Here is a 19,654-nt window from a genome sequence, read left to right as displayed (position 1 = left end):
CTCGGCTGCATAGTGATGCAAAGAACATCGCTAACACAGGGAATAACAACAACTTAGTGTTTAATTACAGTAGGCATTGGAAACTATGAAAAAGACAATTCTGGCTATTGCTATCCCGGCTCTGTTTGCATCCGCCGCTAACGCCGCAGTGATCTATGACAAAGACGGTACCACCTTTGACGTATATGGCCGCGTACAGGCTAACTACTACGGTGACCACAACACCGCCGACGCTACCGCAGCATCCGGCTACAAGGATGTTGACGGTGAGCTGGTTGGTTCTTCCCGTCTGGGTTGGTCCGGCAAAGTTGCGCTGAACAACACCTGGTCTGGTATCGCCAAGACCGAGTGGCAAGTTTCTGCCGAGAACTCTGATGGTTCCAAGTTTGATACTCGTCACCTCTACGTAGGTTTTGATGGCACCCAGTACGGCAAGATCATCTTCGGTCAGACCGATACCGCTTTTTATGACGTGCTGGAACCGACCGACATCTTCAACGAATGGGGTGATGCCGGTAACTTCTACGACGGTCGTCAAGAAGGCCAGGTGATCTACTCCAACACCTACGGTGGTTTCAAAGGCAAGCTGTCCTATCAAACCAACGACGACAAGGCTGTTAAAGTCACTGACGTCGGTCAAGGCATCAAAGAAACTGCCGTTTATGGCCCGAATGTAAAGCGTAACTACGGTTATGCCGCTGCCGCTGGCTATGACTTCGACTTCGGTCTGGGTCTGAACGCTGGTTATGCTTACTCTGACCTCGAAAACTCTGTCACCAATCGCAACGGTGACAAGAAAGAGTGGGCACTGGGTGCACATTATGCAGTCAATGGTTTCTACTTCGCCGGTGTTTACACCCAGGGCGACCTGAAATATGACACCACCACTAGTGGTGACAAGGACAAGGGCCGTGGCTACGAGCTGGCTGCTTCTTACAATGTTGACGCCTGGACCTTCCTGGCCGGTTACAACTTCACCGAAGCTAAGGTCAACTCCAATTCCGCTGGTTCCGAGTACAAAGATCAGATTGATGAAACCCTGCTGGGTGTTCAGTACAACTTCACTTCCAAGCTGAAAGCCTATACCGAGTACAAAATCCAGGGTATCGACAAGAAGGACGACGAGTGGACTGTCGCCCTGCAATACAACTTCTAATCTAGCCTTGGCGTAGATTGAGTTGATAAACGGCCAAGCTTGCTTGGCCGTTTTGCTTTATCCGATCCTGACGTGTTTTCTGCCTGCTTCATTTATTCTTCCCCATTTCCGCCTGCGCCAGTTCACGTTGTCTCTTTTTTGCCCTTGGCTCTCTGCCAGTGAATCGCTAGATTATTCCACTCGTTGAAGGATGCTCGACAAACAGGGAAGGGCAACGCTTGATTGACTTCAGTCACCCGCAATGGCGGCAACTGGCCCGCCAGTTACTGGACCACTCTCCTGTGGTGGTCCGGGCTCGTCAGTACCTGCCGTTGGTGGGTTTGCTCAAGGACAACCAGTTGCTGCTTGCCCTTGGCAATCACAGTTATGAGCTGACCCCGGCCGGACGGCGTTACCTGACTCGCGAGCTGATGCTGGCCGAGATTGCCACCGCGCCCCCTGAGCCTGAAGAGTGGCTGCAGGCCCATGGCTGGCAACTGGGGGAGCGAGTCAACGATCGGGTACTGGCAGCACTCTATCGTAAACCTGAGGCTACCTTCAGTCCGGTCGAGCAGATCGATTTCGAGGACAAGGGAATTCGGCTCTGTGCCGATCAGCTGCTGCGGCTGCGAGCGCCTGTGCCTTTCAGCCTGTTTTTCAGCGGTGGCACCCTGCTCGATGCAGCGCCCTGGTTGCAGGCGCTGGGGGAAGTGGCTGTGCCGGAGCGCACACTGTCAGGCCTTGGCAAGATACTGTGGGGGGAGGGGGAGATTGAGCGGGTGATCACCACCGACAGTGTAGGTGCCTTTGCTGAGCTAAGCCTTTGTGCAGGAACCCTGCTGGTATGGGCACCCGCTACTGCCCAGCTCGCCTTGCAGCAGATGGTGGCGGCGTTGCCGCCCAAGGTACAGTGGAGCCACCTCACCTCCCTCGACCCTGCCGGAGTGGATCGGGTATTGGCACTGGCCCAGCGGCTCGGTCGTCCTGCCAGCTGGTGGTTGCCAACCGGCTTGCCCCCCATAATGGCAGCCTATGCCCAGCCGCTGACCGATTCCCGCCCCTGGGAACCGAGCCGTATTCCCAAGCCTTTGTTAGCAGTTTGTAGCGGTTTGGTTGAGTCCAATGGTGGCTTGTCTGCCGAGGTGTGCGCCCTGGCGCCAGCATGGCATGCCATCGGTTGATATTGCCGCAGATGCCGTTGAGAAAGCGGTTTTCCCCCATTGAGCGCAGTGATATAAAGAGTTGACGAAGCGCTCGTCAAACGGGCGCTTTTGTCTGCCACGTTTTTGCGTGCGACAGACGGTTTACCAACACGCTTTGCCACCAACGAACTCAACGGAATACAGGGAATACCATGTTTGAAAAGGTTGTTGCCGCCCCGGCGGATCCGATCCTGGGCTTGACCGAAGCCTTCCGCGCTGACTCTCGCAGCCACAAGATCAATCTGGGGGTCGGGATCTACAAGGATGAGACCGGAGCTACCCCAATCCTTCACTGTGTCAAGAAAGCAGAACAGAAGCTGCTTACCGACGAGAAGACCAAGAACTACCTCGGTATTGAAGGCAATATCGAATATGGCCGCATCGTGCAGCAACTGCTGTTCGGGCAAGATTCAGCGCTGGTCGCCAGCGGTCGCGCCAAGACAGCTCAGGCGCCGGGCGGTACCGGTGCCCTGCGCATCGCCGCCGAGTTCGTGGTGCGCAACGGTCTGGCCAAGACCATCTGGATCTCCGATCCCACCTGGGCCAACCATGTGAGCGTGTTCCAGGCTGCCGGTCTGACCGTCAAGTGGTACAAATACTATGATGCCGCTACCAAGGGGCTCGACTTTGCCGCCATGCAGGCCTCGCTGGCCGAGGTTCAGCCAGGTGAACTGGTGCTGCTGCACGGTTGCTGCCACAACCCGACCGGCATCGACCCCACCTGCGATCAGTGGCGCGCCCTGGCCAAGCAGAGCGCCGCCGCTGGCTGGTTGCCGCTGTTTGACTTCGCCTATCAGGGCTTTGCCCGTGGTATTGAAGAAGATGCCGAAGGTCTGCGCATCTTTGCCGAGTGCCATGACGAGTTGCTGGTGGCGAGCTCTTTCTCCAAAAACTTCGGCCTCTACAACGAGCGGGTCGGCGCCTTCACTCTGGTCAGCGCGCGCAAAGAGATTGCCGATGTGGCCTTTACCCAGGTCAAGACCGTTATCCGTGCCAACTATTCCAACCCGCCGTCACACGGTGCCGCTGTCGTCACTGCCGTGGTGAGTGATCCGGCCCTCTACGCAGAGTGGGTAGAAGAGGTGGCGGCCATGCGGGTGCGCATTCGCGAGATGCGCGAGCTGCTGGTAGAGAAGCTGGCGGCCCTCGGCGTGAGCCAGGACTTCAGCTTTATCCGCGAGCAGAACGGCATGTTCTCCTTCTCCGGTCTCTCCAAGGATCAGGTTGAACAGCTCAAGAGCGAGTTTGCCATCTACATCGTCGGTTCAGGCCGGATCAGCGTGGCCGGGATCACCCGTGCCAACATAGATCCCCTGTGCGAGGCCATCGCCAAGGTGCTGTAAGCGAGCCCTCGTTGTTCGGTGATGTATTCGCTCAGTAAAAAGCCCGCCAGGATCTCTGGCGGGCTTTTTCGTTCCTGCTGTTTGCACCTCAGCGACGTCGCTTGTTCCCCCCCAGCAGAGAGCCGAGCACCCCGCGTACCAGCTGGCGCCCCACTTCGTTGCCTATGGTGCGGGCCACGCTCCTGGCTGCGGTCTGCACCACACCGTCATGCTGGCCTCCTCGCGGGCCTGTGCGGCCAAACAGAATGCCGTTGAGGGTATCGAGCAGACCTCCCGCCGCTGGCGGCGTTTCTTTTGGGTCAGTCAGCGAGCCTGCATTTTCCCTCTTGCCGTCATTGAGTCGCTCGAAGGCCGATTCGCGATCCTCGCGGGTCTCGTATCTGCCGTATAGCAGGGATCCCCGGATCAGCGCCAGCCGCTCGGCCTCGCTCAAGGGCCCGATACGGCTGGCTGGCGGGGCGATAAAGGCGCGTTCCACTACGCTCGGGCGACCCTTCTCATCGAGCAGGGAGACCAGGGCTTCGCCCACCCCCAGTTCTGTGATGACGCCAGCTGCGTCGAAGGCCGGATTGGCGCGTAGCGTGTTTGCGGCGGTCCGCACCGCTTTCTGGTCACTCGGAGTAAAGGCGCGCAGGGCATGCTGTACCCGATTACCCAATTGCCCCAGCACGCTGTCGGGAATATCGGCCGGGCTCTGGGTCACGAAATAGACGCCCACTCCTTTCGAGCGGATAAGGCGCACCACCAGCTCTATTTTTTCGAGCAGCGCCTTGGGGGCATCGTTGAACAGCAAATGAGCTTCGTCGAAGAAGAACACCAGCACGGGTTTGTCCGGATCGCCCACTTCGGGCAATTGCTCGAACAGCTCGGACAGCAGCCAGAGCAGGAAGCAAGCATAGAGGCGGCTGGACTGGGTCAGTTTGCTGGCCGCCAGCACATTGATATGGCCGTGGCCGACCCCGTCGGTTTGCAGCAAGTCCTGAATGTCCAGCATGGGCTCACCGAAGAAGTGATCACCCCCCGCGCTCTCCAGGGTAAGTAGATTGCGCAAGATGGCGCCGATGGAGGCGGTCGACACATTGCCGTAGCGAGTGGTCAGGGATTTGGCGTTCTCACCGGTAAATTGCACCATGGCGCGCAGGTCTTTCAGATCGAGCAGCAGCAAGCCCTCGTCGTCCGCCACCTTGAATACCAGCTCCAGCACCCCGCTCTGGGTGTCGTTGAGGCCGAGCAAACGGGCCAGCAGCAAGGGACCCATGTCGGAGACGGTGGCGCGCACCGGGTGCCCCTGCTCGGCGAACAGATCCCAGAAAAGGGTCGGGCTGGCGGCAAAGGCGGGGGCTGGGATACCGAGCTGGGCAAGTCGGGCATCCAGCTTGCTCGACCTGGCACCGGCGGCGCCCAGGCCGCTGAGATCTCCCTTTACATCGGCCAGAAAGACCGGCACCCCGAGGCGGGAAAATCCCTCCGCCAGTACCTGCAGTGTGACGGTTTTACCCGTGCCGGTGGCGCCTGTGATGAGACCATGGCGATTGGCCATGGCGGGCAGCAGGGAGAGCGGTTGGCCATTGGCATAGGCCAGTGTCAGTGGTGCGGCCATGGTGGACTCCTTGTCCTGGCAGGTGGTGTGGGGCAGCTAGCTACAAGGAGTGTGGCGGCAGAGCCAAATGATGGCAAGCGGGGGCAGGCAAGGGATAAGGGGAAGCAAGGGGATAGCCCCCTTGTCAGGACAAGCTCTGTCTTGACAAGGGGTTGCCGGGTCAGCGGGGACGGATCAGCTTGCCCAGTTGCAACAACAGTAGCGTCAGCACAGCCCCCAGAATGGCCGTCAGTACCGCCAGCAAGAGGCTGCCGAGCAGGAAAGGGGGCACCAGAGTTGCCGCTTCGTGCTCAAGCCAGTGCAGGGACCAGGCGAGATGGAACGGTTCCGGCGTCTTGTGCAGCACCAGACAACCGGTGCGGTAGGCATAGAGATACATGAAGGGGAGCGTTACCGGGTTGTTGAACCAGACCGCCAGCAGGGCCAGTGGCAGGTTCAGACTGAACGCCAGCGCCAGAGCGACGGCGATCAGCGAGTGCATGGGGACCGGGATCCAGCAGGCGAAGATACCGGCCGCCACGGCGCCGCTCAGGGCGCGACTGCCACCTTGCCACAAGGCAGGTGCCAGCAGGCGATCGCCAAACAGCGCAAACCACTTCTGCTGGCGCAGGGTATCGGGGTCGAGTTTGAGACGGGGCAGTTTCATGCACGGGCCTTGCGGCGGCGCCATTGACGAATGATGCTCAAACGCCACATCAGGCGGATCGTGACATAGCCGAGCACAGAACTCAGCATCGCCAACGCCAGTGACCCCAGCAGCAGGGGCGGTGCCACGGTTTCAAACACAGAGCTCAGCCAGTGCCAGGTAAACTCGATGTCGACATGCTGGGCGGGGTGGCCGAGCAGCAGGCAGCCAACCCGATAGGCGGCATAAAACAGGGGAGGCATGGTAATGGGATTGGTCAGCCAGACCAGGGCGACAGCCAGCGGCAGATTGACCCGGCAGGCGATGGCGCCGCCAGCCGCCAGCAGCATCTGGCAGGGCACGGGGATCCAGGCCATAAAGAGGCCGACCCCGAAGGCGCCAGCGGCGGAACGGCGATTGAGGTGCCAGAGGTTGTTGTCGAGCAACAGGTTACCAAACAGCTGCAAGCGCTTGTTTTCTTTGAGCGTCTTCTGATCCGGCATCCAGCGTTTGATGATTCGTTTGGGCATATTGAAACCTTGCTAAATACTTGCACCATGGATCTGCGCTTGTTGTCGTTTGCCCTGGGGGCAAGCTCCTCGTTACTCTGGCCATGGTTGCCTTCCATCGCATGGGGGGGCGTCATGCTCTGCCTGCTGGTTCCCCTTGCATATTATCGTGCCTGGCGGCTGCTGTTTCTCCTGCTCGGCATCCTCTGGATGCAGGCCAATCTGTCATATCGACTCGCCTGGTTGGATCAACTGGGAGCGCAGGGGAGCCACATCATAACCGCACGGCTGCAAAGTGCAGAGCCTCAGGGTGATAAATTTGTCCGGCTGCTGCTGCGGGTGACCTCCCTCGATGAGCGAGAGGTGACGCCTGAGCCCCTGATCCGGGTCAACGCCTATCAACAGTTGCCAGCCATGCCGGCGGGCAGCTCAGTGACCCTGGTGACGTCGTTGAAACCGGCCCATGGTCTTGCCAACGAGGCGGGGATGGATGGGCGACGTCTGCTGCTTGGCAAGGGGATCACCGCCACCGGCAACCTGCGCCGGGTCATCGAGATAGACCTTGCTTCCCCGGGATTGCGTGATCGCTGGCTGGCAAAGGCCACCGCCAGTTGGCAGGGATTGGCCCAGGCTCCCTTGCTCGCGGCCCTCACCTTTGGCGAGCGCAACGGTATCAGCGATGAGCAGTGGGATCTTTTTCGTGGCGGTGGTCTGACCCATATCATCGCCATCTCCGGCCAGCATATCGCATTGGTCGCCGTGCTCGGCTGGTGGCTTGGGCGGCTGTTCGGGCTGAGGGGGGGCATTGTGGTCGCCCTGCTGTTTGCCGCCATTTACAGCTGGCTGGCAGGGTTTGCAGTGGCCACAGAGCGTGCCCTCATCATGGTGCTGGTGTGGAGCCTGTTGCGCTGGAGCAAGCGGGATTGGCCCGCCTATCGGGTCTGGTTGTGGGCGTTTGTGGTGCTTTGCCTGTGGGATCCTTTTGCTCTCTTTTCGGCTGGATTCTGGCTCTCGTTTCTGGCAGTCGCCATCTTGCTGTTGGTGGGCTATCTCAATGCCAAGCCACGGTTGTGGCAGCTCCAGTTATGGTTGTTACTCGGTCTGTTACCCCTGCAACTGGCGCTGTTCGAGGGCGTAGCGCCATTGGCCATGATGATCAACCTGCTGGCGTTGCCGCTGTTCTGCATTGTCATTATTCCGCTGGCCTTGCTCGGTGTTCTCTGTTCGCTGCTTTCACCCGCAGTGGGCCATGGGCTCTTCTGGGTGGCAGATCTGGGTCTCGGTTGGGTGACGGGCCTGCTCGGCTGGTTGGCTGCCAGATTCCAGCTCTGGTGGCCACTTCCCGGCTGGTGGGTACCGCTGTGCGCCCTGCTGTTATTGCTCTGGCTCGGTTGGCGCTGGTATCAGGCGCGCTGGATCTGGTTGCCAGGTGGTGTCGCTCTGTTATTGGCTTTTTGGCCTGTTTCCGAAGGGTGGCAGTTGCGTGTGCTGGATGTGGGGCAGGGGTTGGCTGTGCTGATCAGCCGAGGTGAGCGGGCCATCCTCTATGATACCGGCGACAGTTATCCCGGCGGCTACAACATGGCGCAAGCGGTGATCTTGCCTGTGTTGGGTCATCTTGGGATCAAGCAGCTGGACCGGCTCATTATCAGCCATAAAGACAGGGATCATGCCGGTAATCGCCAACTCTTGCTGAAGGCATTGCCGGTGCGGGGGGAGTTGTCCTCGTTTGCATTCGAGCCGGCAGTGTTGCTATGCGAGCGTGGCCAGCAGTGGCGCTGGCAAGGGTTGACGTTTGCGGTGCTGTGGCCGAAACGCCCGGGGCATGGCCGCAATAACGACAGTTGTGTGGTGCGCATCAGCGATGGCCAACACAGCGTGCTGCTCAGTGGGGATATAGAGCAGCGTGCAGAGCAGCGCCTGGTGTTGCTGGAGGGAGAAGGGCTGGTCAGCACCCTGTTGGTGAGTCCTCATCACGGCAGTCGCACCTCATCCACTGTGCCCTTTGTCGAGGCTGTGGGGGCGGGCTATGTGGTACACAGCGCAGGGTATCTCAATCAGTGGGGTTTTCCTCGCCCCGAAGTGGTTGCCAGGTATGGACAGGCTCGCCAATGGGTGACCGGACAGGATGGCGCCATCCTGATTGAACCCGCGTCTGGCGGGCTCAATATCCGCGCCGAGCGCGACTTGGGACCCTGGTATCGACGAGGTGGCAGCTGGTGGATGCCCAAGCTTTGGCCTGGGCATTAATCCGTCATTTCCCCCTTGGGTTGCGGGTATCGAGATGGCGGCGCTTGGTGGATGCCCAAGCTTTGGCTAGAATACCCCGTCATTTCCCTTATTAACGGCTATTCATGCAACAAGAAACCTCACAAGACAGCTGGCCTGTCTTCAAGCGTCTGCTCGGTTATGTCCGGGATCGCAAGTTGGGTCTGGTCGGCGGCATCATAGGGATGCTGGGCTATGCCGCCGTGGATACCACCTTCGTCTACTCCATCAAGCCGCTGATCGATCAGGGCCTCAATGGCAATGACAGCAGTGTGCTGACGTGGATGCCTTTCTTCGTGCTTGGCATCGTTGCCCTGCGTGGCTGTGCCACCTTCCTCTCCAACTATTGCATGGCCTGGGTCGGCAACCATGTGGTGATGCGGCTGCAACAGCAGGTGTTCAGTCACCTGATGGCCATGCCCATGAGTTTCTTCGACCGCCAGAACACCGGCAACCTGCTGGCCAAGGTAACCTATGACGCGGGTCAGGTCTCCTCTGCTGCCAGCTCCACCCTGGTCTCGCTGGTGCGGGAAGGGGCGACCGTGATCGGTCTGCTCGGTCTGATGTTCTGGCACTCCTGGCAGTTGTCGGTGATCTTCCTGGTGGTAGGCCCGGTCGTCGGGATCCTCATTGGTCTCATCAGCCGCCGTTTTCGCAAGATCAGCCGCCACATACAGCAGGCGGTGGGCGACATCACCACCTCGACCGAGCAGATGCTCAAGGGTCACAAAGAGGTGCTGATGTTTGGCGGTCAGCAGGTCGAAGAGAAACGTTTCTTCCGCGTCAGCAACCACATGCGTCAGCAGACCATGAAGATGGTGGCTGCCGATGCCATCGGCAGCCCCATCGTCCAGATGGTGGCCTCCGTTGCGCTGGCCGTCTTCCTTTACGTGGCGACCATCGACAGCGTCAAGGCGACCCTGACAGCCGGTACTTTCACCGTCATGGTCACCTCCATGATGATGCTGCTCAAGCCGCTCAAAAGCCTGACCGACGTGAACAACCAGTTCCAGCGCGGCATCACCGCCTGTCAGAGCCTGTTTGGTCTGCTCGACTCCACCCCTGAAGAGGATACAGGTACCCGTACCCTGGATCGTGCCCGTGGCGAGATCGAGTTTCGCAATGTCACCTTTACCTACCCGACCAAGGACACCCCTGCGCTGCACAACGTCAGCTTCAAGGTGGAGGCGGGCAAGTCCGTGGCCCTGGTGGGACGCTCCGGCTCCGGCAAGAGCACCATCGCCAGCCTGCTGACCCGTTTTTACGACGTGGAGCAGGGCGAGATCCTGCTGGATGGCGTCAACATTCGCGAGTACCGTCTGAGCGAGCTGCGCAAGCAGTACGCCCTGGTCTCCCAGCACGTGCATCTGTTCAACGACACGGTCGCCAGCAACATCGCCTATGCGGCGGAAGAGCGTTACAGCCGGGAAGAGATCCAGCAGGCGGCACGCATCGCCCATGCCGACGAGTTCGTCAGCAAGATGACCCAGGGTTACGATACCGTGGTCGGCGAGAACGGGGCTTCGCTGTCCGGTGGTCAGCGTCAGCGTATTGCCATCGCCCGCGCCCTGCTGCGCGATGCCCCCGTCTTGCTGCTGGATGAGGCGACCTCGGCACTCGATACCGAGTCCGAGCGTCACATCCAGGCTGCCATCGACGAGCTGTGCAAGGCGCGCACCTCCCTGGTGATCGCCCACCGTCTCTCCACCATAGAGAAGGCGGACGAGATCCTGGTGATCGACGAGGGTCATATCGTCGAGCGTGGCAATCATGAGGCCCTGATGGCCAACCAGGGGACATATGCCCAGCTGCGCGCCATCCAGTTCGGTAACACTTCCGTGGGTAACAAGGGCTAATGCTGCAGCAACTCTGGTACGGCAAGAGCGGCTGGCGCTGGTTGCTGGCCCCTTTTGCCCTGTTGTTTGCCATTCTTAGCGGCTCGCGCCGCTTCGCCTATCGGCGTGGTTGGTTCAAAGCCTATCGTGCCACTGTCCCTGTGGTGGTGGTGGGCAATATCTCGGTGGGCGGCAACGGCAAGACCCCTGTGGTGATTTGGCTGGTGGAGCAGCTGCAAGCTCGCGGATTCAGGCCCGGAGTGGTGAGCCGTGGTTATGGTGGCAAGGCGCCCCATTACCCCTATCGGCTCGATGCCGCCAGCACGACCGCGCAGGCGGGGGATGAGCCAGTGCTGATCGCCCGGCGCTGTGGTTGCCCCGTGGTGGTCGCCCCCAAGCGAGCCGATGCGGTGCGGCTGCTGGAGCAAAGCGGTGAGGTGGATATCATCATCACCGACGACGGCCTGCAGCACTATGGGCTGTCCCGCGATATCGAGCTGGTGGTGGTGGATGGGGTACGCCGCTTTGGCAATGCCTGCCTGCTGCCCATGGGGCCATTGCGCGAACCGGTAACTCGGCTGAAGCGGGTCGATGCCATCATCTGCAATGGCGGTGAGCCTGCCAAAGGGGAGTATGCCATGCGCCTGGTGGCCGATGTGCCGCGCCGGGTGCGGGATGATGCCCAGGCCACCGAGCCCTTGCCCCGTGCGGTGGATGCCCTGGCCGGGATAGGTCATCCTCCCCGCTTTTTTGCTACCTTGGCCGGACTTGGGTATGAGTTGCACCAGCAGGTTGGTTATGGGGATCATCATGCGTTTGATCGTGATGAGCTGGTCGCCCGTTTCGGGCAACGTCCGTTGCTGATGACAGAAAAAGACGCGGTCAAGTGCCGGACGTTTGCGCTGGATAGCTGGTGGTATCTGCCGGTCAGTGCCGAGTTGCCGGCCTCCTTGCTCGATACCTTGCTGCAAAAACTGCCATTGCTGACAGTGCCGCGTTCAGGCTCCGGATTGTGACGCGACATCATAGGGGCCTGGTTATATCACCCGCTCGACATGGTTGAAGGGGGGTATTTCGGCCCGGAATCGAATATTGAATAGCTCGACATCATAAGGGCCTGGTTGTCTTGCCCGCTCGACATCGTTGAAGGAGTTTATTTTGGCATTGGACATTAAATTGCTCGACATCATTGCTTGCCCTGTTTGCAAGGGGAAGCTGCATTACAACAAGGCCGTGCACGAGCTGGTCTGCCGCTTCGACAAGCTGGCCTATCCGCTGGAAGAGGGGATCCCTGTGCTGCTGGAAAACCGTGCTCGCCAGCTCAATAGCGATGAGATGCCGTCATGAGTTTCGTGGTGGTCATTCCTGCCCGCTACGCCTCGACCCGTTTGCCGGGCAAGCCGCTGGCAGATATCCATGGCAAGCCCATGGTGCAGCACGTGGTGGAAAAAGCCCTGCAATCCGGCGCGGATCGGGTGATCGTCGCCACCGATGACGAGCGGGTGCACAGCGCCCTGGCATCTTTTGCCGAGCAAGCCGGTGTCGAGGTGTGCATGACATCGCAGGATCACCAGTCCGGTACCGAGCGACTGGCGGAAGTGTGCCGTCACTATGGCTTCTCTGCCGACACTATCGTGGTCAACGTGCAGGGAGATGAGCCGCTCATTCCCCCCGCCATCATTCGTCAGGTGGCCGACAATCTGGCCGCGGCGACGGCGCCCATGGCTACCCTCTCTGTGCCCATTGTGGATGCGGAAGAGGCGTTCAATCCCAATGCGGTCAAGGTCGTGACGGACAAGGATGGTTACGCCCTCTACTTCAGTCGCGCTTGCATTCCCTGGGACAGGGATCGCTTTGCTGCCAGTGATCGCCCTGCTGGGAGCCACGAGCAGATTGGCGATCACTACCAGCGTCACATCGGCATCTACGCCTATCGCGCCGGTTTCATCCAGCGTTACGTGGACTGGGCGCCGAGCGTGCTGGAACAGGTCGAAGCCCTGGAGCAACTGCGGGTGCTCTGGTACGGGGAGAAGATCCACGTGGCCCAGGCGCTGCAAGCGCCGCCGGTCGGGGTGGATACCCAGGCAGATCTGGACAAGGTACGCGCACTGCTGGCGAACTGATGCCAGCGCAATCAATGTGACCCTCTGAACGGTGCCTGCAGGCACCGTTTTTTGTGTTGAATCTTTATATAATTATTTGATTACAAACACCATTTACGAGCACTTTCAAACTTTTCCCGCCCATGGTTTGCCAAATGAACGAGTTTGGTTATGATGCAAGACGCCGTGTTAACCCTAACTGGCGTATAACGAGATAAAAAACGGGGTGTTTGGGTGATTAATGTATTCCTGGTCGATGATCATGAGTTGGTGCGTACAGGGATAAGACGCATTTTGGAAGATGTCCGCGGGATCAAGGTAGTGGGTGAGGCACAGAGCGGGGAAACCGCCGTCACGTTTTGCCGTCAGCACCATCCTGATGTGATCCTGATGGACATGAACATGCCGGGCATCGGCGGCCTGGAGGCGACCCGCAAGATACTGCGGATCCGGCCCGATGTGCGCATCATAGTGCTGACCATTCATTCAGAAAATCCGTTCCCAACCAAGGTGATGCAGGCGGGCGCCGCCGGTTACCTGACCAAGGGAGCCGCGCCGGATGAGATGATCCACGCCATTCGCCTGGTGCATTCAGGCCAGCGTTACATCTCCCCCGAGATCGCCCAGCAGATGGCCCTCAGTCAGTTTGCCTCGGCGGACGAGAATCCCTTCAAGTCCCTCTCCGAGCGCGAGCTGCAGATCATGATGATGATCACCAAGGGACAGAAGGTGACTGACATCTCCGAACAGTTGAACCTGAGCCCCAAGACGGTCAACAGCTACCGCTACCGCCTGTTCAGCAAGCTCGACATCAATGGCGATGTGGAGCTGACCCATCTGGCCATTCGCTATGGCATGCTGGATGCCGACACCCTGTAACCGGCTGTCGTGTGGCAAGCAAAGGCGGCCCGGCCGCCTTTTTGCATTTCGCTGGCCTGGCGCAGTATGCTCTCCCCGTTGATGCTGACTTCTATCGTTTTCGCCCCTTTGTGTTGAGTCGAGTAGCCTGATGACTTTTTCTCCCGAGCCCCTTTTTGACTGCAAAGCCTTTTTGAGTGCCGTGACGCGCCGGATCGACGTCTGTTGCCGGAGCCATCATGACGACTTCTGAACCTCTCTTTGACAGCAAGGCTTTTTTGAGTGCCGTGACGCACCAGAGCGGCGTTTACCGCATGTATGACAGCGGCGGTACCGTCATCTATGTGGGCAAGGCCAAGGATCTGAAAAAGCGGCTCGCCTCCTATTTTCGTACCAATGTCGACAGCATCAAGACCCGTACCCTGGTGCGCCAGATCGCCGACATTCAGGTCATGGTGACCCACACGGAGACAGAGGCGCTGATCCTCGAGCACAACCTCATCAAGCAGTACCAGCCGCGTTACAACGTGTTGCTGCGGGACGACAAATCTTACCCCTGGATCATCATCACGGCGCACCAGCACCCCCGCATCGGCGTACATCGCGGTGCCCGTAAGATTAAAGGGGAGTACTTCGGTCCTTACCCTTCCGGCGGCGCCGTGCGCGAGAGCCTGCACCTGATGCAGAAAATCTTTCCTGTGCGCCAGTGCGAAGACGCCGTCTATGCCAACCGCACCCGCCCCTGTCTGCTCTATCAGCTCAAACGCTGCGCCGGTCCTTGTGTCGCCGGTCTGGTGAGCGAGGCTGAGTATGCCCAGCAGGTGGGGCTGGCCAAGCTGTTTCTGGCGGGCAAGAACCAGCAGGTGATAGGTGAGCTGGTAGGCAAGATGGAGTCCGCCAGCGGCGATCTGCGCTTCGAAGAAGCGGCCCGCTATCGGGATCAAATCCAGGCGCTGCGCCGGGTAACAGAGCAGCAATCGGTGAGCGGCAACGTGCTGGACGACCTGGACGTCATCGGTGTCGCGTTCGAGCAGGGCGCAGCCTGTATCCATGTGCTCTTTATCCGCCAGGGCAAGGTGCTCGGCTCGCGCAGCTACTTCCCCAAGGTCCCGAGTGACACGCCCCTCGAAGAGGTGGTGCAATCCTTCCTGTTGCAGTTCTATTTGTCGGGACAGGGGGGCAGGCAGATCCCGAGCGAGGTGCTGCTGGACGTCGCCCTCGAGGATGAAACCCTGATCGCCGACACCCTGAGCCAGACTGCTGGTTACAAGGTGCGGGTGGTGAGCCGTACCCGTGCCGAGCGGGCTCGCTTCATCAAGCTCGCCTCCATCAATGCCGAGACTGCGCTACGCTCGCGCCTCGCCCACAAGAGCACCACCACGGCCCGCTTCAGCCAGCTGGAAGAGCTGCTGGAGCTGGAGCGCCCCATCGCCCGCATGGAGTGTTATGACATCTCCCACACCATGGGGGAGCGCACCGTGGCCTCTTGCGTGGTGTTCAACCGGGAGGGGCCGCTCAGCTCCGAGTATCGTCGTTTCAACATCGACGGCATCACAGGGGGTGATGACTACGCTGCCATGGAGCAGGTGCTGGAGCGGCGCTTTGGCAAGCAGCAAGAGCCGGACAAGGTGCCGGATGTGCTCTTTATCGACGGCGGCCTGGGTCAGTTGCGCCGCGCTGAGGAGATCCTGGCCCGTCAGCAGGAGTTTCTCGGCGGCAAATACCCGCTGCTGGTGGGCATTGCCAAGGGGGTAACCCGCAAGGCGGGGCTGGAGACCCTGATCATGGGGGAGAGCCACGAAGAGCTGCACTTGCCGGCAGATATGCCCGCTTTGCACCTGATCCAGCATATTCGCGATGAATCCCACCGTTTTGCTATTACCGGCCACAGAGCACGGCGCGCCAAGGCCCGTACTAGCAGTACCCTGGAGGACATTCCGGGGGTTGGGCCCAAACGTCGTCAAGCCCTGCTCAAGTATCTGGGGGGCTTGCAGGAGGTGAAAAAGGCAGGAGTGGACGATCTCGCCAAGGTGCCGGGTATCAGCCAGGAGCTGGCCCAGTCGATCCACGATGCACTGCGTTCGCTCTGAACATAGCTCCCAACCCCGCATCCTGATGCACAAGAGCCGTGACGCAAGGGGGCTGAAAATGCCATAATGGCCCGCATCCTGAGGTTATTGATGGATTAATAGACCAAGGCGGGCGCCTGTCCGGTTGCATCCGTGATCGGCTTGGGGCTACCATGTAGCGGCATACAAGAAGTGGCTGAAAATAATGACAAATATTCCTAACCTGCTGACGTTTTTTCGGATTTTGCTCATCCCCGTCTTCGTCATCCTGTTTTATGTTCCCTACCAGTGGTCCTATCTGGCGGCGGCTGTCGTCTTCATTCTTGCGGCTGCGACCGACTGGTTTGATGGCTATCTCGCCCGCAAGCTGAATCAGTCCACCGCCTTCGGTGCCTTCCTCGATCCGGTCGCTGACAAGATCATGGTGGCCGCGGCCCTGGTGGTCATAGTCGAACACTACAACACCATCTGGGTCACCATCCCCGCCATGACCATGATTGGCCGCGAGATCATCATCTCGGCCCTGCGTGAATGGATGGCTGAACTTGGCAAGCGTTCCGCGGTTGCAGTCAGCTGGATTGGTAAATGGAAGACCATGATCCAGATGGTGTCGCTCACCGGCCTTATCTGGCAATACGACATCTGGATGGTGTGGCTCGCTTACGTGCTGCTGTATGTGGCGACCGTGCTCACCTTCTGGTCCATGTTCCAGTACATGAAAGCGGCCTGGGGCGATCTGACCTACCACTCCCGCTTCTAGTTTCTGCCTTGGCAGAAAACGGTGTTTCCCTGTCGTTGGGGCAGGGAAACGCTCATGAGTGGTAAAAGTGCAGGAAAAGGGTAAAAAACACCCGAACGATCAGGGTATTAAATATTTTTGGTTGACTGAGCGAGGAACATCGCTAGAATGCGTCCTCGTAGTCAGGCAGTCAGCCAGACCAATGCGGGAATAGCTCAGTTGGTAGAGCACGACCTTGCCAAGGTCGGGGTCGCGAGTTCGAGTCTCGTTTCCCGCTCCAAATTCAGACAATAGAGAGCCAACTCTCTTTTGCATGGCGCGTTAGCAAAGCGGTTATGCAGCGGATTGCAAATCCGTTTAGTCCGGTTCGACTCCGGAACGTGCCTCCATATTGACAAGCCCGCCACGCGGACTTGATACCGATTGCGGTGCCCGAGTGGTGAAATCGGTAGACACAAGGGATTTAAAATCCCTCGACGTTCGCGTCGTGCCGGTTCGATTCCGGCCTCGGGCACCATTAAAATCAAAGACTTACGAAGGCCACTAGCAATAGTGGCCTTTTTGTTTTCCTCCCAGTGTCCACATTGAGATCACCCCCCGAATCTTGTGCTCCATGCTTTACCGCGCTGCGACCACGATTAATCGTGCTTACTTAACAGAAGGCCGCATTCTGCGCGGTCAGGCTGGCAGATAGAACAAAGGGGGGCGGATGCCCCTTGATGATTTCACAACCAGGCCAGACATCATTTATCTGTACAGATCTATTCATCACCTTTGCTTATGCGCAAGGCATTGACGCACTGGAAATCTGAACTGTGTCATATGACGTTGTTTCCGTGCCGGTTCAAAACGGCAAGCGGAAGCAATCGATCACAGCTTTTAGTGCCGCAGGTAGCTGCCTGTGGCCGGGATAATAGAGAAAGAAGCCGGGGTAGGTGATCGACCAGTCTGCCAGAACCCGTATCAGTCGGCCGGTTGTCACCAGGTCATCGTGTTCGGTGCTTTGCGCTGTATAGACCAGTCCTATGCCGTCCAGCGCGAGGCGAGTCATCATGCTGACGTTGTCGACCGTCACCGGACCATTAACCGGAACCGCGATTTGCCTGCCATCTTTTTCGAATTCCCAGCGGTATAAAGACCCTCCTGTGATTTCCCGACGTCCGATGCACAAGTGATGCTGTAAATCGGCGGGGGTCAGCGGGATGGCGTGCCGTTCGAAGTACGCCGGTGAGCCATACACCGCAGAATGGAAATCTGCCGTCAGACGAACCGCACTCATATCTTGCTGAACATCGCTGCGAATGCGTACACCGGCATCAAAACCTTGGCTGATGATATCCACGAAGCCGTCGTTGGTAGCCAGCTCCAGCTGAACATCAGGATACTGATGGCAAAATTTCTGCAACTGCGGCAGAAATATCATGTCAGCTGCGATCCTTGGCGTGTTGATCCGCACCCTTCCCTGGGGGCTTTCCCTGAACGCATTTACTTTCTCGACGGCATTCGCAATAACGTTGAATGCCGGGGCTATCTCTGCCAGCAGGGCCAGACCTGCCTGGGTCGGCGAAACGGTACGGGTGGTACGGTTCAGCAATCTGACGCCGAGCCGCTCCTCCAGCGCACGCAGGGAATGGCTGAGCGTTGATGCCGTCAAATTCAGGCGTGCCGCTGCTTTGCGAAAGCTTTTCTCTTCCGCAACCGCAACAAATGCAGTCAGTTCTCCAAATTCATTTGTTCGCACTGCGTTTCCCATTGCTGAATACAGGCCAGTACATCATGCGATATAAAGTGGCTTATTCATGACAATAAAGCCACCTATAGTCTGACCTCCATCGAGTTCTTTCATTAACGAGGTACAGAGATGTTTCAATCATTACGTCTGCAAGATAGTGTCGCGCTGGTTACGGGGGGCGGAAGTGGAATTGGTCGGGCAGCGGCGCTGGCGTTTGTCCGTGATGGTGCAAGAGTCGTGGTCGCCGGACGACGGGAGCTTGAACTGCTGGAGACTGTCGATTTGATCCGCGCCCAGGGCGGGGAAGCGCTTGCGGTGCAAACAGACGTAACGGACAGTGCTCAGGTGAAGGCGCTGATTGCTATGACGCTGGCTCATTTTGGGCGCCTTGATGCGGCCTTCAATAACGCAGGGGTGGAGGGGTTTGCGCCGATCAGCGAGATGACGGAAGTTGAATTTGATCGCGTGATCGCCACCAATCTGAAAGGGGTCTGGTTGTCAGTGAAATATGAGCTGGAAGCGATGACGGCCGCCGGTTGCGGTGGCGCTATCGTCAATACGTCATCTTGGCTGACTCAAGGCGCGAGTGTTGGCTCGGCGGCGTATTCCGCCAGCAAGGGCGGGCTGGATGCCATGATCCGCGCCCTTGCGCTGGAAGCCGGCCCTCATGGCATCCGCATCAATAACGTCAATCCCGGCATCATCAACACGCCGATGGCACAACGGATGGGGGCGAATGAAGAGACGCTCAAGCCTTTTGTGAGACTGACACCGGCCGGGCGTATCGGTGGAGCTGACGATGTTGGCGACGTGGTTGCCTGGCTGTGCAGCGACGAAGCCCGATTCATCACAGGTCAGAGTCTGCTGGTCGATGGCGGTTTCACCATTGCCGGATTGCGTTAAGCCAGGATGCGTGCTGGCCTGATGCGCTCGACCTTGGTCCGCTGTGAGCCTGTGTCCGTGCCGTGATCCTTCGCCTGACTGAGCATGATGGCGATGACCCATGCAAAAAGCCCCTCGCGGGGCTTTTTCAGCGGATTACCATTTCTCGAATGGCTACTTCTTGAGGTGTTTTCGGATGGCCTTGCCCGAGGTGCCGACGGCTTTCACCGCTCTTTTCAGCTGTACTTCGGTGCACTCGAAGGTCTTGATCCACAGCTTCATCTCATAGGGGTCGTTGACGTTGATGCTCTTGGCGTCAAGGGGATGGGCTAGGGTGTTGTTGTCAGGCATACGAACCTCAACTGATGGAAATGGCTGGCGAGAAAGAAGTTTCTGCCTGGTCGCCATCATCCCCCATATACCCATTCCGCATGGTGACGAGCTTCACACAACCCTGTACCCGTTCAAGATAAGGGTGGGGAGGGTTAGCTGCGGATCTTGTTGAACACGAACAGCACTATCAGTGCCCCCATGGTCGCGATGGCGATGCTGGAGAGGTTGAAACCTGTCACTGAGCCCAGGCCCAGCAGGGTGCCGACATAGCCGCCCACCATGGCGCCGATGATCCCCAGCAGTACCGTCATGAAAAAGCCGCCGCCATCACGGCCCGGCATGATCCACTTCGCCAGAATACCCACCAACAGCCCCAACACGATCCAGGTGATAAATCCCATGGCCAACTCCTCGTTATCTAT

The 19,654-nt window shown here is 58.8% G+C and carries 18 protein-coding genes and 3 tRNA genes; 15 read left to right on the top strand and 6 right to left on the bottom strand.

Annotation, left to right across the window (positions count from 1 at the left end):
* Positions 1–85 precede the first annotated feature (85 nt).
* The 3 genes from GWQ29_RS00400 to GWQ29_RS00390 all read left to right on the top strand — a co-directional run bounded on the left by GWQ29_RS00400 (position 86) and on the right by GWQ29_RS00390 (position 3,680).
* Positions 86–1,156 carry a porin gene (locus GWQ29_RS00400; RefSeq protein WP_275918525.1) on the top strand — a complete coding sequence of 357 codons (1,071 nt, stop codon included), beginning with the start codon at positions 86–88 and terminating at the stop codon, positions 1,154–1,156.
* A gap of 218 nt (positions 1,157–1,374) precedes the next feature.
* Positions 1,375–2,316 (top strand): hypothetical protein, encoded by a 942-nt coding sequence (locus GWQ29_RS00395; RefSeq protein ID WP_275918524.1) that lies wholly within the window; start codon positions 1,375–1,377, stop codon positions 2,314–2,316.
* Positions 2,317–2,489: 173 nt separating this feature from the next.
* Complete coding sequence (locus GWQ29_RS00390) at positions 2,490–3,680, top strand: amino acid aminotransferase (RefSeq protein ID WP_265462260.1); 1,191 nt, start codon at positions 2,490–2,492, stop codon at positions 3,678–3,680.
* Between the two features lie 88 nt (positions 3,681–3,768).
* On the opposite strand, the gene GWQ29_RS00385 is transcribed toward GWQ29_RS00390, so the two are convergent.
* From GWQ29_RS00385 to GWQ29_RS00375, 3 genes are all read right to left on the bottom strand, one after another.
* Entirely contained in the window at positions 3,769–5,280 is a 1,512-nt protein-coding gene (locus tag GWQ29_RS00385; RefSeq protein ID WP_275918523.1) for a helicase HerA-like domain-containing protein, read from the bottom strand.
* A gap of 160 nt (positions 5,281–5,440) precedes the next feature.
* On the bottom strand, positions 5,441–5,926 hold the full coding sequence (locus GWQ29_RS00380; RefSeq protein WP_275918522.1) for a DUF2062 domain-containing protein: 486 nt from the start codon (positions 5,924–5,926) through the stop codon (positions 5,441–5,443).
* The gene (locus GWQ29_RS00375) at positions 5,923–6,435 is read right to left on the bottom strand and encodes a DUF2062 domain-containing protein (protein ID WP_021139626.1); all 513 of its coding nucleotides are present in this window, start codon (positions 6,433–6,435) and stop codon (positions 5,923–5,925) included. The genes GWQ29_RS00380 and GWQ29_RS00375 overlap by 4 nt, the downstream gene beginning before the upstream one ends.
* Before the next feature lie 27 nt (positions 6,436–6,462).
* On the opposite strand from GWQ29_RS00375, the gene GWQ29_RS00370 reads away from it, so the two are divergent.
* The 11 genes from GWQ29_RS00370 (at position 6,463) to GWQ29_RS00320 (ending at position 16,802) form a co-directional block, all read left to right on the top strand.
* Entirely contained in the window at positions 6,463–8,664 is a 2,202-nt protein-coding gene (locus tag GWQ29_RS00370; RefSeq protein WP_275918521.1) for a DNA internalization-related competence protein ComEC/Rec2, read from the top strand.
* A 104-nt stretch (positions 8,665–8,768) separates the two neighbouring features.
* The gene (gene msbA, locus GWQ29_RS00365) at positions 8,769–10,538 is read left to right on the top strand and encodes a lipid A ABC transporter ATP-binding protein/permease MsbA (protein ID WP_275918520.1); all 1,770 of its coding nucleotides are present in this window, start codon (positions 8,769–8,771) and stop codon (positions 10,536–10,538) included.
* Positions 10,538–11,533 (top strand): tetraacyldisaccharide 4'-kinase, encoded by a 996-nt coding sequence (lpxK, locus tag GWQ29_RS00360; protein WP_275918519.1) that lies wholly within the window; start codon positions 10,538–10,540, stop codon positions 11,531–11,533. The genes msbA and lpxK overlap by 1 nt, the downstream gene beginning before the upstream one ends.
* A 142-nt stretch (positions 11,534–11,675) precedes the next feature.
* Positions 11,676–11,864 (top strand): Trm112 family protein, encoded by a 189-nt coding sequence (locus GWQ29_RS00355; RefSeq protein ID WP_005320086.1) that lies wholly within the window; start codon positions 11,676–11,678, stop codon positions 11,862–11,864.
* Positions 11,861–12,640: a 3-deoxy-manno-octulosonate cytidylyltransferase gene (gene kdsB, locus GWQ29_RS00350; RefSeq protein WP_275918518.1), complete on the top strand. Its 780-nt coding sequence runs from the start codon at positions 11,861–11,863 to the stop codon at positions 12,638–12,640. The genes GWQ29_RS00355 and kdsB overlap by 4 nt, the downstream gene beginning before the upstream one ends.
* A 213-nt stretch (positions 12,641–12,853) precedes the next feature.
* Positions 12,854–13,498, top strand: a complete 645-nt coding sequence (gene uvrY / locus GWQ29_RS00345) for a UvrY/SirA/GacA family response regulator transcription factor (RefSeq protein ID WP_005320080.1) — start codon at positions 12,854–12,856, stop codon at positions 13,496–13,498.
* A 218-nt stretch (positions 13,499–13,716) separates the two neighbouring features.
* Positions 13,717–15,567, top strand: coding sequence for an excinuclease ABC subunit UvrC (gene uvrC / locus GWQ29_RS00340; RefSeq protein ID WP_125729335.1), 1,851 nt, complete (start codon positions 13,717–13,719; stop codon positions 15,565–15,567).
* A gap of 184 nt (positions 15,568–15,751) precedes the next feature.
* Positions 15,752–16,306: a CDP-diacylglycerol--glycerol-3-phosphate 3-phosphatidyltransferase gene (pgsA, locus tag GWQ29_RS00335; RefSeq protein ID WP_059113890.1), complete on the top strand. Its 555-nt coding sequence runs from the start codon at positions 15,752–15,754 to the stop codon at positions 16,304–16,306.
* Between the two features lie 183 nt (positions 16,307–16,489).
* Positions 16,490–16,565: transfer RNA gene (locus GWQ29_RS00330), tRNA-Gly, on the top strand.
* Between the two features lie 35 nt (positions 16,566–16,600).
* Positions 16,601–16,674, top strand: a tRNA-Cys gene (locus tag GWQ29_RS00325).
* A gap of 41 nt (positions 16,675–16,715) precedes the next feature.
* Positions 16,716–16,802 (top strand) — tRNA-Leu (locus tag GWQ29_RS00320).
* 327 nt (positions 16,803–17,129) lie between these two features.
* Here GWQ29_RS00320 and GWQ29_RS00315 read toward each other — a convergent pair.
* On the bottom strand, positions 17,130–18,026 hold the full coding sequence (locus GWQ29_RS00315; RefSeq protein ID WP_275909769.1) for a LysR family transcriptional regulator: 897 nt from the start codon (positions 18,024–18,026) through the stop codon (positions 17,130–17,132).
* 120 nt (positions 18,027–18,146) lie between these two features.
* Here GWQ29_RS00315 and GWQ29_RS00310 point away from each other — a divergent pair, with 120 nt between their 5' ends.
* The gene (locus tag GWQ29_RS00310; protein ID WP_275909768.1) at positions 18,147–18,920 is read left to right on the top strand and encodes a glucose 1-dehydrogenase; all 774 of its coding nucleotides are present in this window, start codon (positions 18,147–18,149) and stop codon (positions 18,918–18,920) included.
* A 153-nt stretch (positions 18,921–19,073) separates the two neighbouring features.
* Here the strand turns inward: GWQ29_RS00310 and GWQ29_RS00305 are convergent, their stop codons facing one another.
* Together GWQ29_RS00305 and GWQ29_RS00300 are read right to left on the bottom strand one after the other, a co-directional pair.
* The gene (locus GWQ29_RS00305) at positions 19,074–19,250 is read right to left on the bottom strand and encodes a DUF3606 domain-containing protein (protein ID WP_005314534.1); all 177 of its coding nucleotides are present in this window, start codon (positions 19,248–19,250) and stop codon (positions 19,074–19,076) included.
* Positions 19,251–19,384: 134 nt separating this feature from the next.
* Positions 19,385–19,633: a GlsB/YeaQ/YmgE family stress response membrane protein gene (locus tag GWQ29_RS00300; RefSeq protein ID WP_017413027.1), complete on the bottom strand. Its 249-nt coding sequence runs from the start codon at positions 19,631–19,633 to the stop codon at positions 19,385–19,387.
* Positions 19,634–19,654 lie beyond the last annotated feature (21 nt).

It is taken from the genome of Aeromonas sp. 2HA2 (assembly GCF_029237345.1).
Lineage (GTDB): Bacteria > Pseudomonadota > Gammaproteobacteria > Enterobacterales > Aeromonadaceae > Aeromonas > Aeromonas salmonicida.
This window is presented reverse-complemented; position numbering and strand designations above follow the sequence as displayed.

Excerpts from the sequence above, each read along its gene's own strand:
- GWQ29_RS00375 (WP_021139626.1), bottom strand. The coding sequence starts at position 6,435 with ATGCCCAAACGAATCATCAAACGCTGGATGCCGGATCAGAAGACGCTC.
- lpxK (WP_275918519.1), top strand. The coding sequence starts at position 10,538 with ATGCTGCAGCAACTCTGGTACGGCAAGAGCGGCTGGCGCTGGTTGCTG.
- GWQ29_RS00305 (WP_005314534.1), bottom strand. The coding sequence starts at position 19,250 with ATGCCTGACAACAACACCCTAGCCCATCCCCTTGACGCCAAGAGCATC.
- GWQ29_RS00300 (WP_017413027.1), bottom strand. The coding sequence starts at position 19,633 with ATGGGATTTATCACCTGGATCGTGTTGGGGCTGTTGGTGGGTATTCTG.
- GWQ29_RS00370 (WP_275918521.1), top strand. The coding sequence starts at position 6,463 with ATGGATCTGCGCTTGTTGTCGTTTGCCCTGGGGGCAAGCTCCTCGTTA.
- uvrC (WP_125729335.1), top strand. The coding sequence starts at position 13,717 with ATGACGACTTCTGAACCTCTCTTTGACAGCAAGGCTTTTTTGAGTGCC.
- msbA (WP_275918520.1), top strand. The coding sequence starts at position 8,769 with ATGCAACAAGAAACCTCACAAGACAGCTGGCCTGTCTTCAAGCGTCTG.
- GWQ29_RS00380 (WP_275918522.1), bottom strand. The coding sequence starts at position 5,926 with ATGAAACTGCCCCGTCTCAAACTCGACCCCGATACCCTGCGCCAGCAG.
- GWQ29_RS00310 (WP_275909768.1), top strand. The coding sequence starts at position 18,147 with ATGTTTCAATCATTACGTCTGCAAGATAGTGTCGCGCTGGTTACGGGG.
- pgsA (WP_059113890.1), top strand. The coding sequence starts at position 15,752 with ATGACAAATATTCCTAACCTGCTGACGTTTTTTCGGATTTTGCTCATC.
- GWQ29_RS00385 (WP_275918523.1), bottom strand. The coding sequence starts at position 5,280 with ATGGCCGCACCACTGACACTGGCCTATGCCAATGGCCAACCGCTCTCC.
- GWQ29_RS00390 (WP_265462260.1), top strand. The coding sequence starts at position 2,490 with ATGTTTGAAAAGGTTGTTGCCGCCCCGGCGGATCCGATCCTGGGCTTG.
- GWQ29_RS00400 (WP_275918525.1), top strand. The coding sequence starts at position 86 with ATGAAAAAGACAATTCTGGCTATTGCTATCCCGGCTCTGTTTGCATCC.
- kdsB (WP_275918518.1), top strand. The coding sequence starts at position 11,861 with ATGAGTTTCGTGGTGGTCATTCCTGCCCGCTACGCCTCGACCCGTTTG.